The organism is Amycolatopsis sp. NPDC102389 (assembly GCF_044765885.1).
Lineage (GTDB): Bacteria > Actinomycetota > Actinomycetes > Mycobacteriales > Pseudonocardiaceae > Amycolatopsis.
Window position 1 is genome coordinate 20,069 of record NZ_JBIWKX010000009.1, and the last position, 16,781, is coordinate 36,849.

A 16,781-nucleotide genomic window follows, 5' to 3' on the forward strand; every position below is an offset into this window, starting at 1 on the left:
ATGGAATGATGAAGTCCGTGACCAGCACACCCGTTGCACGACCAGACGAGGTGCGCAGGCACAACCGCACGACCTTGCTCCGGTTGCTGCACGTCAGCGGCCCGAGCACCAGGGCGACCCTCGCGACCGAGCTGGGGCTCAACCGCAGCACCATCAAGACCCTCGTCGACGGCCTCGCGGAAGCGGGGGTCGTCGAGGAGCGGGTCCCGAGGCCGGGACGAGGGGCGGGCCGCCCCTCGCTCCTGGTCCTGCCGCAGCCGCACGCGGCGGTGGTGCTCGCGGTCGATCTCCAGGTCGAACACGTGGCGATCGCGCTGGTCGGGTTCGGCGGCCAGATCCTCGGGCGCAACAGCTGGAACCTCCGCGGCCGGATGCGGGAGGCCGACGAGGTGATCACGCACGTGATCGAGTCGACCACCGTGCTGGCGGGCGACCTCGGTGTGCAGCCGATCGCCGCGGGCGTGTCCGTGCCCGGGGTCGTCCGCCGGGCCGACGGGCACGTCCACGAGGCGCCGAACCTGCGCTGGACCGACGTGGCGCTCGGGGAACGGCTCGGCGGTGTGCTGCGTATTCCGATCCTGGTCGGCAACGACGCCGAACTCGGCGCCATCGCCGAACACCTGCGCGGCGCCGCGCGGGGCTCCTCCGACGCCGTGTACGTCTCCGCCGACGTCGGTGTCGGGGGAGGGATCATCGCGGACGGCTCGTCGCTGCGCGGCGGCGCGGGCTACGTCGGCGAGATCGGGCATATGGCGATCCGGCCGGGCGGCCGTCCCTGCTACTGCGGGTCCAGCGGCTGCTGGGAGACCGAGGTCGGCGAGGCGGCGCTGTGCCGCGCGCTCGACCTGCCCGAGGACACCCCGCGCGGGGCGATCATGTTCGAACTGCGCGAGCTGGGCCGGGATCCGCGCGCGGCCGAGGAGCGGCTCTCGGAGTTCGCGGAATGGCTGACGCTGGGCCTGGTGAACGTGGTCAACCTGCTCGGCCCGCAGCTGGTCGTGCTGGGCGACCTGCTCACCGTGCTGCCCGATTCGGTCGTGAAGTCGGTGGCGGCCGAGGTCCGGCGGCGGAGCCTGGTCAGCCGGGCCGTGGGCGGGACGCAGATCGTGAGCTCGGCGCTCGGGGCGGACGTGAAGCTGCTGGGTGCCGCAGAAGCGGCCTTCGAGATGATCCTGGACACCGTTTAGCTCGCGTTCGGTCCTCTGAATGCGGTCCTTGCACACGCAACGACCGCATTCAGAGGACTAAACGCGGTCTTTCACGAGACCCGAGAGCAGGGCGACCAGAGCGGCCAGAGCCTTCTCCTTGGCCGCTTCGCGGTCTTCGGCGTGCGCGATCATCAGCGCCGCCTCCGCGCAGGCGCTCAGCGTCAGCTGCGCCAGCTGCGGGATCGGGGCGTCGATCAGCAGCCCGTCCGCCGCGGCGGACTCCAGGATCTCCGTGATCAGGCCCAGCCCGTACCGGTTCTCCAGCTCGCGCCATGCCTGCCAGCCGAGGACGGCGACGGCGTCCGTGAGCGCGATCCGCACGACCTCGGGCCGCAGGCACAGGTCCAGGAACCGGCTCAGCACTCCGAGCGCCCCCGTCCACGGGTCGCCCGCGGCGCCCATGACGGTCTTCAGATCCTCGGTGATCTCCGTTTCGATCTGCTCGATCACGGCACGGAACAGGCCCTGTTTGTCCCCGAAGTGGTGGTACAGCGCGCCGCGGGTGACGCCCGCCGCCCGGACGATCTCGTCCGTGGGCACGGCCGCGTAACCCTGTTCGGCGAACAGCGTCCGCGCCGCCGTGATCAGCGCGGCTTGCGTCGACTGCGATCGTTCGGTCTGGCTACGTCGTGGCGTGGGCACGCAGGAATTCCACCATCATGCCGCTCAGCCGCTCCGGCTGGTCCTCCGGCACGAAGGCGTAGGAGTCCTCGATCGTCTTCAGTTCGGCGTTCGGCAGGACCCCGGCGAGCTTGCGGCCCAGCCACAACGGGAAGTGCCGGTCTTCGGGCGCCCAGGCCAGCAGCACGGGCTTGGTGAACGCGGGCAGCCGCTCGGCGGCGGTCAGCGTGTAGCGGTTGTCGACGCTCGCCATGAACCGGCGCAGGTCGTCGCGGATCTCCGCGCTCCGCCGGCTGGGCAGCAGGTACGCGTCGAGGATGTGGTCGGGGACCGGGTGCTTGGTCAGCCAGAGGAAGTCCGTCGTCCTCAGCAGCCACCGCCAGCGCAGCGCCGCCGTCACCAGCCCGACGCCACCGGGGATCCGCGCCAGCGGGCTCAGCCCCGCGAACAGCGGCGGCAGGAAGCGTTCGAAGGAGTCCGACGGGGTCAGCACGACCCGGCCCACCCGTTCCGGGCTCGTGGTCATGAGCAGTTGCGTGAGCGCGCCGCCGGTGTCGTTAGCGACCACGGTGACGTCGGTCAGGCCCAGCGCTTCGAGGAACCGCGCGATGAGCGCCGCGACCCCGGGCGGGCTCAGATCGGCGTGGGGGACCGGGATCTCGTGCGAACCCAGCGGCCAGTCGGGTGTCAGGCAGCGGAAGCCGGCGTCGGCAACCGAGGGCGCCACCTTGCGCCAGAGCAGGCCGTTGGTCAGCAGCCCGTGCACGAAGACCACGGGAGGGCCTTCGCCGCGGTCGCGGTAGCGGATGCGGGCGTCGCCGAGATCCACCACGTGTGCTTCACCGAGGAGGTCGCTGGTCGTCATGACGACTAACATACATGCTGTCTGTATGTTTTTGGAAGACGGCGGCTGCGGTGCGCAGGCTGGTGCTCAGGGGGTCCTCGGGAGAGGGGTTCGACGCTGGGTCCGAGTCCCAATGTGACATTGGAGACGCTCTGTGTCCCCAATGTCGCATTGGGGACACAGATCAAGCCAGGGCCTGTGGCAGGCGAGCCCGTGGGCGGCCGCGGGCAAAAACAGGGCGGCCGGCTCTCTCCCTGGGGAGTAGCCGGCCGCCGGTGGTCGTGGACTGGTGGGCTACCGCTGAATGTCCGCGGACATTTCCTTGAGCTTCGTCTCGTGTGCGCGGGCGTGGTGACCACAGAAGAGCAACTCGCCACCGGTGCTGAGAATGGCTCGAACCTGGGCTGCAGCTCCACACCGGTCGCATCGGTCGGCAGCGGTCAGTTCGGGGCGGGTGAGCGTCGGTGAAGTCATTGGAGTCTCCCTCCGTCCCGGCACCGGTGGCCCGGTGCCATCGATCCAGCTACGACCACTTCGGCACTGATGCCGGCAACGTTCGTTCCCGGCCCCGCCGTGTTCGTGCTTCCACTCTTCCAGACGTTTGGCGGCCCGCAAGTGTTCCCGCGTGGGTGTCTCATTTGTCACTGGTAATTACCTCGTCTGCCGTAGCGTAATCACGCAACGTGGGAGAAGACTCCCCGCCGAAGCACCTTTTCCCACGTCAGGCACCATGCTGGGGTGGGTATCGCAGTCGTCCGGAACCGTCTTCCGAGCGTGCCGGCGCCGATCTTGTTCGTTCTCAGCGGAATTTCGATGTACGCCGGTGCGGCCGTCGCCGTAGGTCTCTTTTCGGTCGCCTCCCCCGCGGGGGTGGCCTGGCTCCGCTGTCTCGGGGCGGCGCTGGTCCTCCTCGCGTGGCGCAGGCCACCCCGCGCGGCGTGGACCGGCCGCGCTTTCCTCCTCGCGGGCACCTTCGGCGTCGTCACCGCCGGGATGAACGTGCTCTTCTACGAGGCGATCGCGCGGCTGCCGCTGGGCACCGCGGTCGCCCTCGAGTTCGCCGGGCCCGTGGTCGTGGCGGCGTTCGGCTCGCGAACCGGCCGTGACGTCTTCGCCCTGCTGCTGGTGGTGGCCGGGGTGGTCGCCATCGCGGACGTCCGGCTCGAAGGCAGCCTGCTCGGCGTGCTGTTCGCGCTCGGCGCGGCGGCCGCCTGGGCGGGGTACATCCTGCTCGGGAAGCGGGTCGCGGCCGGCGGGAACGGAATCGACGGGCTGGCCGTCGGGTTCACGGTCGGCACCGTGGTGCTGTCGCCGCTGGCGCTCGGCACCGGCGCGGTGTGGGCTTCGCCACGTTTGCTCCTGCTGGGCATCGGGGTGGGTGTGCTCGCGACCGTCGTGCCGTACGGGCTCGACCAAGTGGTCCTGCGCAAGGCGGGGCCCGCCCGGTTCGCGCTGCTGCTCGCGTTGCTGCCGGTCACGGCGGGCGTGATCGGCTTCCTGTGGCTCCGTCAGGTCCCGGCCCTGCCCGAAGCCCTCGGCACGCTCGCCGTCGTCGCCGGGGTCGCGCTGCGCTCGCCGGGGAAACGTGATGACTCGGCGCCCCTCTGAGCGGGATACTGAGCGGCCTGTGGCGCTTTCAGCACCGGGAGGACACGTGGCCGAGATCCGGCGGGCGGGCACCGTAGAGGAGGTCGTCGCCGCTCAGCACCTGTTCGACGGCCCCGCGCAACGGGACGCGTCCGAGAAGTTCCTCGCGGGGGAGGAGAACCACCTCCTGATCGCCTACGAGGACGGCGAGCCCGTGGGCATGATCACCGGCACCGAGGTGACGCATCCGGACAAGGGCACCGAGATGTTCCTCAACGAACTCGACGTCAGCCCGGACTACCAGCGGCGCGGGATCGGCCGCGACCTCGTCGACGCGCTGGCCGGGATCGCGCGGGAGCGCGGCTGCCGCGGGATGTGGGTCGGGGTCGAGACGGACAACAAGGCCGCGCTGGCGACCTACGCTTCGGCCGGGGCCTCGAACGACGGGCCGTTCATCATGCGGTCGTGGACGTTCGAAGACTGATGTCCTCCGGAATCGACGGCGACCGGGCGGGGCTGTCCGGGCGGCGCTGGCTGCCAGGGGGCGAGCACCTCGTCGCCGTCGCGCGGGCCGAACTCCCGCAGAAGGACGGGCTCGCCGGGCCGTTCACGGCGCTGGCCGCCCTGCGCGCGGCGGGGTTCGACGTCGCGGGCCAGGACGAGGTCGCGGCGCTGGCGGGCGCCACGCAGGAAGGCCTGTCACGGGCGATCGGGACCCTGTCGGGCGGACGGCTCGTCGCCGTGCCCGCCACCGGGAACTGGGCGCCGCGGTCGTTGTTCATGCTCCTGGCCGCGCTGTGGCGGCTGCCGAGGGTCGCGGTGATCGCGGAGGTCGACCCGGCCGAATTCGGCGCGCACGACACCCCGGCGCGAGCGCTGCTCGACTACCTCGACACCGGTATCCCGCCGCTGTGGTCGTCCCGCTGGCGTCCGCCCGCCGGGCATCGCGTGCTGGCCGCCGGGATGCGGATCGGCGCCGAAGGCACTCTGGTGTCCATTATGGACGGTTATCCGTCCTTGGGGGACAACGGTTTGCACGACCAGCCGGTGGAATGGGTGGCCGCCGCGCTGAAGCGGATGCTGATCGTGGTGGACGACGCCGACACCGAGGCCGCCGTCGGCGCGATCACGACGGCAGGTCTGTGGAGCTGACGTCGTCCTTCGCGAAACGGGAATGCTTGCGTCCGTAGAAGACGTAGATCAGCAGGCCGAGCAGCAGCCACGCGGCGAACCGCAGCCACGTCATCACGTCCAGGTTCAGCATCAGGTAGAAGCACGCCAGCGCCGCCACGATGGGCAGGTACGGCGAGAACGGCACGGTGAACGGACGTTCCAGGTCCGGGCGCCGCTTGCGCAGCACCGGGACGGCCAGCGCGACGATGATCATCGCCGACAGGGCGCCGATGCTGACCATGTCGGCGAGTTCGGAGATCGGGACGAACGCGGCCAGCGCCGCGATCAGCACCGCGCCGGCGATGGTCATCCGGTGCGGGGTGCCCCAGCGCGGATGCGCCGTGCCGAACTTCTTCGGCAGCAGGCCGTCGCGGCCCATCGCGAAGCCGATCCGGCCGATCGTCACCAGTTCCACCATCATCACCGACGTCAGCCCGGTGACCGCGCCGAGCGAGATCAGCGCGCCGACCCAGTGCTGCCCGACGCGGTCGAAGGCGTCGGCGAGCGGGGCGCCCGTGTCGATCTCGGCGAACGGCACCATCCCGGTCAGCACCAGCGAGACACCGATGTAGAGCAGCGCGCAGACGCCGAGCGCGCCGAGGATGCCGACCCGGAGATCGCGTTTCGGGTTCACGGTCTCCTCGCCGAGGTTGGCGAGCGCCTCGAAACCGGTGTAGGCGAAGAAGACGACGGCGGCGGCCGTCACCATCCCGGCGATGCCGTAGACGGACTGTTCGAGCCCGAGCGCGGCCTGCACGATCGGCTGGTGCAGGGTGCCCGCCGTCTCCGTCGGTGGCTGCGCGGCCGGGATGAACGGGGTGAGGTTCTCGCCGCGGATGTAGAACACGCCGACCGCGAGGATCAGCACGCACACCGCGACCTTGACCAGCACGAGCAGATTCGTCACCCGCGCCGACTCCTTGATCCCGAGGACGGCGATCACGGTCAGCACGGCGATGATCACGACCGCGCCGATGTTGATCTTCGCGTCCTCGCCGAACCAGTCGGGGGAGAGCCCCATCAGGTTCGCGAGATAGCCGGACCAGCCGCGCGACACGACGGCCGCGCCGAGAGCGAACTCCAGCAGCAGATCCCAGCCGATGATCCAGGCGAAAGTCTCGCCGAGGGTGGCGAAGGCGTAGGTGTAGGCACTTCCGGCCGTCGGCACGCTCGACGCGAGTTCGGCGTAACAGAGGGCGGCCATCCCGGCCACGACGGCGCCGAGCACGAACGACAACGTGACCGACGGGCCCGCGTGGGTCTTCGCCTCGACCCCGGCGAGGGTGAAGATGCCGGTGCCGATGATGATGCCGACCCCGAACCCGATCAGGTCGCGTCCGTGCAGACGGCGTTTCAGCTCACCGGAATCCTGCCGTTTCAGGACCTCGTCCACGTCCAGAGTTCGCCGCATGAACGGTCACGCTAGAAGATCGCCGACCACCTCGCAGATCGGTGGGAGATCGAGGGGACATGGCCACCGTGGTGCGAAGTGTCCACAAGGGACGGCTCGCGCCGATTGTGCGCCCGATCTATGTCCTGATGTCGGATTCTCGCGTGGGTCGTGAGTGATAAAGAGGGTTAGAACGACCATTACCACTCACGACCCCTGCGCAAAACGCTCAAATCGGACATAACGATGGGGGTGGTGTCCTTTGTGGATGGTTATGGTCGCGTCAGATCCCCCAGACGGGCCCTCGCCATGCCACACGCCACATCAGACGCGGTGAAGGGAGCCTTCGTCGCATCAGACGCGGTGAAGGGAGCTTTCAGCCCACGCGCGGCAGATCGGTGGGGAGTTCACCTCTCCAGCACGACGCCGTTCTCCTGCGCGAGGATCGCCGCCTGCACCCGTGAGCGCAGGTCCAGTTTCGTGAGCACCCGGGAGACGTGCGTCTTCACCGTGGTCTCGCCGATGTGCAGCCGCGTCCCGATCTGCGCGTTGGACAGGCCGGCGCCCAGGCAGGCCAGCACTTCGCGTTCGCGTTCGGTCAGGTTTTCGAGCCCGGCGGGGACGACGGAAGGTTCACGCGTCCCGGCGGCGAAGGCGGCGATCAGCTTCCGCGTGACCTGCGGCGCGAGCACTCCTTCGCCCGCCGCGACCAGCTTCACCGCCTCGATCAGCCGCGACGCCTCCACCGACTTCAGCAGGAAGCCGGCCGCACCCGCCCGCAGCGCGGCGTGGACGTACTCGTCGAGGTCGAAGGTGGTGAGCACGAGGACTTCGCACAGCCCTTCCGCGGTCAGTTCCCGAGTGGCCGCGATGCCGTCGACCCCGGGCATGCGCACGTCCATCAGCACGACGTCCGGCTTCAGGGCCTTCGCCTGGCGGACGGCGGTGGCGCCGTCCGCGGCCTCACCGACCACCTCGATGCCTTCGGCGTTGCCGAGGATCATCATCAACCCGGCACGGATCGCGCCGTGGTCGTCGGCGACCAGGACTTTGACGGTCAAGACCCCTCCAGAGGCAGTTCGGCGCGGACCAGCCAGCGACCACCGGACGGCCCGGCGGTGAGGGTGCCGCCCACCGCGGCGGCGCGTTCCCGCATGTTCAGCAGGCCGAGGCCGGTCCCGCCGTCGCCGGGGCGATCCGGCTGAAGATCATTGCGCACCTCGACGGTGAGTATGCCGCCGTCCGAGCGGATGTCGAGGACGGCCCGCCCGCCGGGAGCGTGTTTCACCGCGTTGGTCAACGCCTCCTGTGCGATCCGGTACGCGGTCAAGTCGACCGCGGCGGGCAGGCGGGCGGACCGCTCCGGTACGGCGCCGAGCTCGACCACCAGCCCGCTCGCCCTCGCCGATTCGACCAGTTTGGACAGTTCGGCCAGCCGGGCGGGCGCGGTCGCCTCGATCTCGGTGTCCGCGCGCAGCAGCCCGATCATCGCGCGCATCTCGTCCAGCGCGCTGACACTGTTCTCCCGCACCGATTCCAGGACCTTCCTGGACAGCTTCGGGTCGGCGGTGGCCATCGACAGCGCGGCCTCGGACTGGATCGCGATCGCCGAGAGATGCCCGGCGATGACGTCGTGCAGATCCCGCGCCATCTTCGACCGTTCCCCCGCCACGGCGGCCTGCCGGTCCAGTTCGCCGATCGTGGCCAGCTGGACCGCGTTCGCCCGCTCGGTGTCGGCGATGTCCCGCTGCTGACGGACGTTGGCCGCCCACCACACCGGGGTGACCAGGAACGGCAAGAAGGCGAACGCGATGAGGATCGCCGTACGCCACTGCGGGGTGAAGATGAGCGCCAGGCAGACCGCCACGAGCGTCCCGATCGCGGCGACGCCGATCATCAGCCTGCTGACGCGCCGTGTGCCGTAAAGCGTCGTCGCGTACAGGAAGTCGGTGAAGACGACGAGGATCGGGAGCGAAGGCCCCAACGCGATGTCCACCGCGAGCACGGGCAGCGCGCAGATCAGCGCCAGCGGTACCTTGCGGCGCAACATCTCCAGGCCGCACAGCACGGTCAGCTCGCTCAGCCGGATCCACAGTGGAGTGTGGTCGGGCCCCGCCAGCAGCACCTGCATCCCGGTCAGGTACACCAGCACGCCGAGGGCCCACGTGCCGAAGGCGATGACGAGGTCCTGTTTCCATTCGGCGAGGTGGTTCAGGCGCGGGACGAACGTGGGCACCGTTCCATCCCAGCACACCGCCGCGCGCCGCGGGGTCCTACGAACTGATGACGATGATCTCGTGCGGTACGCCGACGCGGGGCCCCCGGCTCGCGAGACAGACTCGGGCCGTGAACAAGATCTGGGACTTCGTCCAGGAAAACCCGATGGCGGCCGTGATCGCCGGCGGGGAGATCGGTTTCTGGGTCGCCATCGTCGCCGGCCTCGTGGCCCGTTATCTGCTCAAGCTGAAGCGCACGGGCGTCGTGCTGCTGCTCCTGACCCCGGTGATCGACGTCGTCGTGCTGGTCGCGACGGTCGTCGATCTGCGCAACGGTGCCACGGCGAACTTCGTGCACGGCCTCGCCGCGGTGTACCTGGGCTTCAGCGTGGCGTTCGGGCATTCGATGATCAAGTGGGCCGACGTGCGGTTCGCGCACCGGTTCGCGGGCGGGCCGCCACCGCCGCCCAAGCCGAAGGGCCGGGAGAAGCTGCGCGCCGAATGGCGTGACTGGTTCAAATGCGTGCTGGCCTGCGGGCTGGCCGCCGGGGTGCTGCTCCTGCTGATCGCCATGGTCGGCGGCACGGAGCAGGTCGACCCGTTGTGGGGCTGGCTGCCGAGGCTGGGGGTCGTGACGGCCATCTGGTTCGCCACCGGGCCGCTGTGGCAGGGGTTCTCACCCAAGGACGCCCACGTCGAGGAAGGGGCACGACGATGATCGAACTGCTGGGGATCCTCCTGCTGGTGCAGGGCGGGGGCGGGCTGATCAACCGGTTGCTGGGGAGCACGAACCTGAGCTGGTTCGTCCAGCTCCACCTGCTCCCGCCGGGTATGCACGTGGTGGCGAGCGCGCTGATGGTGGCCGCGGGCGTGGTGGTGCTGTTCGCCGAACGCGCCCGCAAGCAGCGCCGCCGGTCAGAGTGAGACGAGCACCTGCAGGACCCCGAGGACGATGGTGACGACCGTCAGCACGACGGTCACCACGGTGAGCCGCGTGACCCGCGCGCTCACCGTGTTCTCGTAGGCGTACCTGGTCTCCTCGTCCATCGCCTCGGCCTGGCGGTCGAGCTGGGCGATGATCCGCTCCACGCCCATGCTGGTGACCAGCCGGCGCTCCAGCGAATCGATCTCGGGCGGGAGCACCGAATGCAGCATTTCGAGGATGTCGTCGAGCGAGCCGCGCAACAGCCGGGTGCGGCTCCCGGTCTTCTTCATCGACGCCAGCCACTGGTCGGCCAGCGCCATCCGGATCAGCACCCGTTCGAGGATGAAGAGCATCCCGTGGTCGAGCCCGCCGATCTCGCTGTCGATGCCGAAGTACGGTTCGGCGGCGCCGAACGGGCCGCGCATCAGCTCGGCCTGCTGCTCGACGTACTCGGAATCCTTGCTGTTGAGGCAGACGATCCCGCCCGCCATCGTGTACGCGGCGACGAAGGAGCGCGTGCCCCACGACGGGCCGAGCGCGTCCCTGGCGACCTCGCGGGGCACGAACCGCCAGCCCTCGTCGCTGGTCGCCATCCCGTAGAATGGCCGGGGATCGGCGGCGACCCGCTGGGCGGGCGGATGCCCGTCGTGGGACCGCAGTTCGACGCACCAGCCCTTGCGGCCGAGCCCTTCGGTCAGGCCGCAGCCCTTGGTCAGGTCCTCGAAGATGTGGGTGACGGCCTTGAGGAGCGAAGGGAACGTCTTCTCGCCGTAGCCGCCGTGCAGCCCTTTCTCCCCGTTCGCCGTCTCGCGGCCCTGAAGGCTTTGCAGGATGGCGATGGCGAGGTCGAACTCGGCGGCGGGCCCGTCCGCCGCCGCGCCGGTGATCGTGGTGGCGAGGACCAGCGTCATCGCGTGATAGCCCGGATGCCAGGTGACGACGAGTTCGCACGGCAGGCTGACCTGGCCGGCGCAGATCGACAACCGGGAGCCGCCGGTGCGTTTGCGCAGCACCCGTCTTCGCGGCGGTGTCGTGTAACTGGCCAGGAAGTTCTCCGCGGCCGTCCACTCCTCGCCGAGCTTCCCGTCGAGATGCGCCAGCAGCCCGCGGTCCCGTCCGCCGTCCAGCACCTTCTCGGCTTCCCGCTCGGACAAGGGGACCGCCCACGCGAAGGTGAGGAGAACCGCGGTCATGCGCGGCGGCGCAGCAGCGTGATCAGGTCCCGGCCGAGGTGGCGGCGCAGCGGGCCGGACGCGTTGACGAGCTCGTCGCGGTCGATGTGCTCGTCGGCCGGGCCGAGGTCGTCGAGGACGTGGTACGTCCACTCCCACTCGGTGCTCCAGCCCGCTTCGGCCGCGTCGGCGGCGATCTCCGCCGGGTCCAGGTAGCGCACCGGGAGCGCCGGGCCGCTTCCCTCGCGCAGTGCCTCGTCGAACTCTTCGCGCGATACACGGCGTGAGCGGACTTCGGTGCCTGCCTCGACACTGTCGAGGCTGAAGGCGCCTTGCCCGATCGGCGACCGGCTGTAGGCGAGCACCAGCGCGCCGCCGGGCGCGGTGATCCCGGCCAGCCGCCGCAGGATCGGCCCGACGTCCGGCGTCGGCACGTGCTGGATGACGTGACTGCACATCACGAGGTCGTACGGACCGCCGTCCAAGCCGGTGATCGGCGAGACGGTGAAGGAGAACTCGGTGTCTTCGACGACCGTCTCGCGTGCCTTGGCCAGCCTGTCCGGGTCGGGATCCGCGGCGGTGACGTCGGCGGAGAACCGGGCGAGCCAGGGGAGAAGTCGGCCTTCCCCGCAGCCGGCGTCGAGCGCCTTGACCTCTTCGCGTGGGCCGAGGATCGCGGTGAGCTGTTCGGCGACCTTCCCGAGCGCGCGGTCCTCGCTGGCCGTCCAGTAGCCGTCGTAGGGTTCGTGCCGCCGGATGAACACGCCGGTGACGTGGTCGCCGGCGTCCGGGTAGCGGTAGCTCTCGGTCAGCACAGTCGCGAATATAGCCCGGATTCGCGGGTTCTCCGGCGCTTCGCGCGGGATTACCATGAGTCATGGCCATCGGGCCTGTCACGCTGTACGCCGTTGTCGCCGTGGCGCCTTCGGTTCTTTTCTGGTGCGCGCTGAAGGTCCCCGCCGCCGTGCGCCGGTGGCGCCGCCGCCGTGAACCGGAGATCCCGGCCGGGCCGCCCATCGAGAAACTCGCCGCAGACCTCCGCCGGGTGCACCGGCAGCTGGCGGAACTCCCGTCCGGCGCCTCCGCCGTCCGCCGGTACGGCACCAGACAGGCGTACGACGCGCTGCTCGTCCAGGCCTGCCGGGAGGTCGAGGTCGACCACCGGCTGGCCGAACTGCCGGAAGGCTTCGACCGGGAGATCGAACGGCTGCGGATCGCGGAGTCCCTGGCTGAGCGCGGACTTTCCGTTTCCTGACACGGTTTGTATCGAAAGTATGCGCGCGGCCGGAAGGCTCGCGGGCATGAAGAGGCTGGGACTTCTCGCCACGCTCCTGCTGGCGTTCGCGCTCATCCCCGGGGTCGCCTCCGCCGCGGCCGCCTTCCCGAAGCTGGACGCGGCCACGGTCGACGGTTTCCGCTGGACCTCCGGTTCGAGCTTCGACACGTACGGCGCCCGGATCGCCGCGCTGGAGAAACAGCTCCCAGCTCGCGGGTTGCCGGAGATCCTGTCGTCGGCGAACCGGAAGGCGCGGCCGCTGTGCCACGCCACGTATCTCGCGGCGGCGCTGAACCCGGCGGGATTCTGCTGGGAGGACGCGAACGACGACAAGACCAACGACTGGATCCCGCAGGGACTGACCGGCTCCGGTGACGCCGACGCGGCGACCGGGAAGGTCGGCGGCAAACGGGTGGTGGCGACGTCCTGGCACACTCCCGGCGACACCATGGTCCGTCTGTCCTTTGTGGACGCCACCGGGCTGGGATATCGGCACGTGCTGCTCGTCGAACCGACGTCGAACGACAACTTCGCCGTCGTGCAAGGACATGGGCACGGCATGACCTGGATCGGGAACCGGCTGTTCGTCGCGACCACCGGGGGAGTGGTGCGGGTCTTCGACACCACGCACTTCTGGAAGGTCGACGACAGCTCCGGCGTCGTCGGCAAGGGCCCGGACGGCAAGTACCACGCGGCGTTCTACGACTACGCGATGCCGCAGATCGGCGCGTACTGGTACCCCGGCGGCGGCGCCTGCACCAACGCGCCCGGGACGCGGCCGTGCCTCGCGACGATGTCGTTCGACCACAGTGACGGCTCGATCGTGACCTCGGAGCACATCCCGAACGCGGCCGGCGGCCGGGTGCTGCGGTGGCCGTTCGACCGCGCGACCGGACTGCCCCAGCTGTCGGCCGACGGCACCGTGCACGCGAAGGAAGGCTTCGTGTCACCGGTGTGGGGCATGCAGGGAGCGGTGGCGCGCAACGGATATTTCGTACTGACCGGCGTATGCCCCGAGTACGCCGGGGTGGCGGGCGACCACCCGTCGTGCCTGCACGGCGGGGTCGGCGGCACCTCGACGTCGCGGCTGAGCGGCCGCGCGCCGGTGAACTCGCAGAACCTGTCGTACTGGCCGGCGACGGGGGAGCTGTGGCTGATGAACGAACAGCTCCGGGAGCGGGTGACCGTGCACGTCCCGTGGACCACCCTGACCGGCCGCCCCTGAAGCCGGCGCGTTTAGTCCTCTGAATGCGGGCCTTGTGCGGCGACTGCCGCATTCAGAGGACTAAATGCGAGGGGTGAAGTCCCAGCGTGTGGCGCCATGGGGTTCCGCGCTCGCCACGCCGATCGCGCGGCGCAGAGTGAGGCGGTACAGGTGCCAGGGCGGCGCGCCCGCGCTGGGCGCGCTGAAGGGAGCGGTGAGCGCGTCGCCCTCGACCGTCGCCGGCCAGCCGCCCGTCCGGTAGACCGCCGCCACCCGCTCCAGCGTCGCCGGGTCGGTGACCCGGTGCGCCTCACCCTCCATCGTGAGGTCGATTCCCCGCAGCCGCACCGAAACGGCGCACGCCGGATTCGCGGCCAGGTTGCGGGACCGGCGCGTTTCCGGCCCGCCCTTGAAGTACAGGGCGTCGTCCACCCAGACGGCGCCGACGCCCGCCGAATGCGGGCGCCCGTCGGGACGCACGGTCGTCACGAAGAAGGTCAGGTCGGCGGTCGGCGTGTCCTCGGTGAGGATCTCGCGCGGGCGGCTCCACGGCAGCTCCGCGGAGCCGTAGCGGTCGAGGTTCTTGGTCGTGTGAGGTTTCGTCATACCCACGCGTCGAACGAGCGGGCCGCGATTCGACACCGGACGCGAAAAACCCCGCCACCGAAACGGTGACGGGGTCTTCCATGAACCCTGGGATCAGTCCAGGTAGTCGCGCAGCACCTGCGAACGCGACGGGTGACGCAGCTTCGACATCGTCTTCGACTCGATCTGCCGGATGCGCTCACGGGTCACCCCGTACACCTGGCCGATCTCGTCGAGCGTGCGCGGCTGGCCGTCGGTGAGGCCGAACCGCAGCCGCACCACCCCCGCCTCACGTTCGGACAGCGTCTGCAGCACCGACTGGAGCTGGTCCTGCAGCAGCGTGAACGACACCGCGTCGACCGCGACGACGGCCTCGGAGTCCTCGATGAAGTCACCGAGCTGCGAGTCGCCCTCGTCGCCGATGGTCTGGTCGAGCGAGATCGGCTCGCGGGCGTACTGCTGGATCTCGAGGACCTTCTCCGGGGAGATGTCCATTTCCTTCGCGAGCTCTTCGGGGGTGGGCTCGCGGCCGAGGTCCTGCAGCAGTTCACGCTGTATACGGCCGAGCTTGTTGATGACCTCGACCATGTGCACCGGGATACGGATGGTACGGGCCTGGTCGGCCATCGCGCGGGTGATCGCCTGACGGATCCACCAGGTGGCGTACGTGGAGAACTTGTAGCCCTTGGTGTAGTCGAACTTCTCGACCGCGCGGATCAGACCGAGGTTGCCCTCCTGGATCAGGTCCAGGAACGCCATGCCGCGGCCGGTGTAGCGCTTGGCCAGCGAGACCACGAGCCGGAGGTTCGCCTCCAGGAGGTGGTTCTTCGCCCGCTCACCGTCGCGCACGATCCACTTGAGGTCGCGCCGCATCTGGGTGACGAGCTTCTCGCCCTCCTCCTCGGCGTTGCGGACGCGCTCGGCGGCGTAGAGCCCGGCCTCGATGCGCTTGGCGAGCTCCACCTCCTCCTCGGCGTTCAGCAGGGCGACCTTGCCGATCTGCTTGAGGTACGCGCGGACCGAGTCGGCCGAAGCGGTGAGCTCGGCGTCCTTGCGGGCCTGGCGCAGCGCCTCGGACTCTTCCTCGTCCCAGACGAAGTCCGGGTTGTCGGAGGTCTTCCCGGCGTTCTTGTCGGTCGACGTGCGGCGCCCGCGGGCGGGCGTCTCTTCGACGTCCTCCTCGGACTCCGCGTCCTCTTCCGTGTCCTCGGTGACCGTCGCGTCGACGACGTCCACCTCGACCTCTTCGAGGTCGGACAGATCCGGGGTCTCGAGGTCGGCCTCGTCGAGGTCGCCGGGACCGTCTTCCGGGTCGCCGTCTTCGGTCTTGGCACCCTTGGTGGTGGGTTTCTTGGCCGGAGCCTTCTTCGCCGGGGCCTTCTTCGCGCCGGCCGCCTTGGCGGCGGTCTTGCGCGCCGCGGGCTTCGCCGCGTCGGTGGCTGCCTCGTCGGCCGGCTCGCCGGCTGCGGTCGCTGTCTTCGTCCCGCTTCGGGTTGCGGTTCTTGCGGCTGCCACTTACGCCCTTTCGCAGCGGTCGATCATGACGAGCCGAGGCGTGATGGTCTCGGCTGCCTCAAACTTCGGGGAACACCCCTCGGCCTGCGGTTTACCTCGTTCTCGATGGTGCCGCCGCCGGGGGCCGTGTTCCATTGTAACGACGATACGTGACAGCGTCGCGGCGCGGACCACCGACCTGCGGGCGCGACACGCCGTGCGACGCGCCGAAGTGACATCCGAGGCGCGGATGTCAGCGCGGGCGCGTCAGTGCTCGATGCCCTCCGCCGCGGCGGCCGCCGCACCGACGATGCCCGCGTTGTTCTGCAGCGACGCGACGATCACCGGGGTGCGGATGTCCAGCAGCGGGACCCATTTGTGCGACTTCTTGCTGACCCCGCCGCCGACGATGAACAGATCCGGCCAGATCAGGTTTTCCAGCACGGAGAGATACCTGTTCACCCGTTCCGCCCATTCGGGATACGAGAGGTCCTCGTTGTCCTTCACCGACGCCGCGGCCTTCTTCTCCGCGTCGAAGCCGTCGACCTCGATGTGGCCGAACTCGGTGTTGGGCACGAGCTTGCCGTCCTGGAAGACCGCGCTGCCGATGCCGGTGCCGAAGGTCAGCAGCGCCGTCACGCCGCGCCGCGCCACCGGGTCGCCCCAGCGGATCTCGGCCATGCCGGCGGCGTCCGCGTCGTTGAGCATCGCGATGTCGTCCACGCTGCGGCCGAGGCGCTTGGCGAACAGGGCGTCGGCGTCGGTGCCGATCCACTTGCGGTCGATGTTGGCCGCGGTGTGCGCGACCCCCTTCTTGACCACCGCGGGCAGCGTGACGCCCACCGGGCCGTCCCAGCCCGCCTGGCCGGTGATCTCGGCGACGACGTCGGCCACCGCCTCGGGGGTCGACGGCTTCGGCGTGTCGATGCGGATCCGGTCGCCGATCAGCTGTCCTTGCGCCAAGTCGACCAGCGCGCCCTTGATCCCGCTGCCGCCGATGTCGATACCGAAACCTCGGGTCGCCTCCACCACGGACGTGGTCCCTTCTCGCACGATTCAGAAGCCTGCCTCGGAGACTTTAACCGG

At 69.8% G+C, this 16,781-nt stretch carries 19 protein-coding genes; 8 read left to right on the forward strand and 11 right to left on the reverse strand.

The window, feature by feature from the left end:
* Positions 1-5 precede the first annotated feature (5 nt).
* Entirely contained in the window at positions 6-1,187 is a 1,182-nt protein-coding gene (locus ACIRGA_RS10585; RefSeq protein WP_400939117.1) for an ROK family protein, read from the forward strand.
* A gap of 57 nt (positions 1,188-1,244) precedes the next feature.
* Here ACIRGA_RS10585 and ACIRGA_RS10590 read toward each other — a convergent pair whose 3' ends face one another.
* From ACIRGA_RS10590 to ACIRGA_RS10600, 3 genes are all read right to left on the reverse strand, one after another.
* Positions 1,245-1,850, reverse strand: a complete 606-nt coding sequence (locus ACIRGA_RS10590; RefSeq protein ID WP_400939119.1) for a TetR/AcrR family transcriptional regulator — start codon at positions 1,848-1,850, stop codon at positions 1,245-1,247.
* On the reverse strand, positions 1,831-2,694 hold the full coding sequence (locus tag ACIRGA_RS10595) for an alpha/beta fold hydrolase (protein ID WP_400939122.1): 864 nt from the start codon (positions 2,692-2,694) through the stop codon (positions 1,831-1,833). Before ACIRGA_RS10595 ends, ACIRGA_RS10590 begins: the two co-directional genes overlap by 20 nt.
* A gap of 273 nt (positions 2,695-2,967) precedes the next feature.
* Positions 2,968-3,147 (reverse strand): hypothetical protein, encoded by a 180-nt coding sequence (locus ACIRGA_RS10600; RefSeq protein WP_016332937.1) that lies wholly within the window; start codon positions 3,145-3,147, stop codon positions 2,968-2,970.
* Between the two features lie 339 nt (positions 3,148-3,486).
* Between ACIRGA_RS10600 and ACIRGA_RS10605 the strand changes: the two genes are divergently transcribed.
* From ACIRGA_RS10605 to ACIRGA_RS10615, 3 genes are read left to right on the forward strand one after another with little or no spacing between them, the layout of a single operon-like run.
* A complete protein-coding gene (locus tag ACIRGA_RS10605; protein ID WP_400939444.1) occupies positions 3,487-4,281 on the forward strand; it encodes an EamA family transporter in 795 nt (264 codons plus the stop codon).
* 46 nt (positions 4,282-4,327) lie between these two features.
* Positions 4,328-4,744 (forward strand): GNAT family N-acetyltransferase, encoded by a 417-nt coding sequence (locus ACIRGA_RS10610; RefSeq protein WP_400939125.1) that lies wholly within the window; start codon positions 4,328-4,330, stop codon positions 4,742-4,744.
* The gene (locus ACIRGA_RS10615) at positions 4,744-5,412 is read left to right on the forward strand and encodes a DUF6885 family protein (RefSeq protein ID WP_400939446.1); all 669 of its coding nucleotides are present in this window, start codon (positions 4,744-4,746) and stop codon (positions 5,410-5,412) included. The genes ACIRGA_RS10610 and ACIRGA_RS10615 overlap by 1 nt, the downstream gene beginning before the upstream one ends.
* Here ACIRGA_RS10615 and ACIRGA_RS10620 read toward each other — a convergent pair.
* The 3 genes from ACIRGA_RS10620 to ACIRGA_RS10630 form a co-directional block, all read right to left on the reverse strand.
* On the reverse strand, positions 5,387-6,826 hold the full coding sequence (locus ACIRGA_RS10620; protein WP_400939449.1) for an APC family permease: 1,440 nt from the start codon (positions 6,824-6,826) through the stop codon (positions 5,387-5,389). The two genes, ACIRGA_RS10615 and ACIRGA_RS10620, sit on opposite strands and share 26 nt — an antisense overlap.
* A 404-nt stretch (positions 6,827-7,230) precedes the next feature.
* A complete protein-coding gene (locus ACIRGA_RS10625) occupies positions 7,231-7,884 on the reverse strand; it encodes a response regulator (protein WP_400939127.1) in 654 nt (217 codons plus the stop codon).
* Complete coding sequence (locus ACIRGA_RS10630) at positions 7,881-9,059, reverse strand: sensor histidine kinase (RefSeq protein ID WP_400939129.1); 1,179 nt, start codon at positions 9,057-9,059, stop codon at positions 7,881-7,883. Before ACIRGA_RS10630 ends, ACIRGA_RS10625 begins: the two co-directional genes overlap by 4 nt.
* A 110-nt stretch (positions 9,060-9,169) precedes the next feature.
* Here ACIRGA_RS10630 and ACIRGA_RS10635 point away from each other — a divergent pair, with 110 nt between their 5' ends.
* Complete coding sequence (locus ACIRGA_RS10635) at positions 9,170-9,757, forward strand: hypothetical protein (RefSeq protein ID WP_400939132.1); 588 nt, start codon at positions 9,170-9,172, stop codon at positions 9,755-9,757.
* Complete coding sequence (locus tag ACIRGA_RS10640) at positions 9,754-9,963, forward strand: hypothetical protein (protein ID WP_400939135.1); 210 nt, start codon at positions 9,754-9,756, stop codon at positions 9,961-9,963. Before ACIRGA_RS10635 ends, ACIRGA_RS10640 begins: the two co-directional genes overlap by 4 nt.
* Here the strand turns inward: ACIRGA_RS10640 and ACIRGA_RS10645 are convergent.
* A complete protein-coding gene (locus ACIRGA_RS10645; protein ID WP_400939137.1) occupies positions 9,955-11,157 on the reverse strand; it encodes a hypothetical protein in 1,203 nt (400 codons plus the stop codon). The genes ACIRGA_RS10640 and ACIRGA_RS10645 overlap by 9 nt on opposite strands.
* Positions 11,154-11,951: a class I SAM-dependent methyltransferase gene (locus tag ACIRGA_RS10650; protein ID WP_400939139.1), complete on the reverse strand. Its 798-nt coding sequence runs from the start codon at positions 11,949-11,951 to the stop codon at positions 11,154-11,156. Before ACIRGA_RS10650 ends, ACIRGA_RS10645 begins: the two co-directional genes overlap by 4 nt.
* Positions 11,952-12,013: 62 nt before the next feature.
* Between ACIRGA_RS10650 and ACIRGA_RS10655 the strand changes: the two genes are divergently transcribed.
* A complete protein-coding gene (locus ACIRGA_RS10655) occupies positions 12,014-12,391 on the forward strand; it encodes a hypothetical protein (RefSeq protein ID WP_400939141.1) in 378 nt (125 codons plus the stop codon).
* 46 nt (positions 12,392-12,437) lie between these two features.
* A complete protein-coding gene (locus ACIRGA_RS10660; protein ID WP_400939144.1) occupies positions 12,438-13,637 on the forward strand; it encodes a hypothetical protein in 1,200 nt (399 codons plus the stop codon).
* 60 nt (positions 13,638-13,697) lie between these two features.
* Here the strand turns inward: ACIRGA_RS10660 and ACIRGA_RS10665 are convergent, their stop codons facing one another.
* The 3 genes from ACIRGA_RS10665 to ppgK form a co-directional block, all read right to left on the reverse strand.
* Positions 13,698-14,222, reverse strand: coding sequence for a pyridoxamine 5'-phosphate oxidase family protein (locus tag ACIRGA_RS10665; RefSeq protein WP_400939147.1), 525 nt, complete (start codon positions 14,220-14,222; stop codon positions 13,698-13,700).
* A 93-nt stretch (positions 14,223-14,315) separates the two neighbouring features.
* On the reverse strand, positions 14,316-15,716 hold the full coding sequence (locus tag ACIRGA_RS10670) for an RNA polymerase sigma factor (protein ID WP_400939149.1): 1,401 nt from the start codon (positions 15,714-15,716) through the stop codon (positions 14,316-14,318).
* Between the two features lie 246 nt (positions 15,717-15,962).
* Positions 15,963-16,724: a polyphosphate--glucose phosphotransferase gene (gene ppgK, locus ACIRGA_RS10675; protein ID WP_400939451.1), complete on the reverse strand. Its 762-nt coding sequence runs from the start codon at positions 16,722-16,724 to the stop codon at positions 15,963-15,965.
* Between the last annotated feature and the right edge of the window lie 57 nt (positions 16,725-16,781).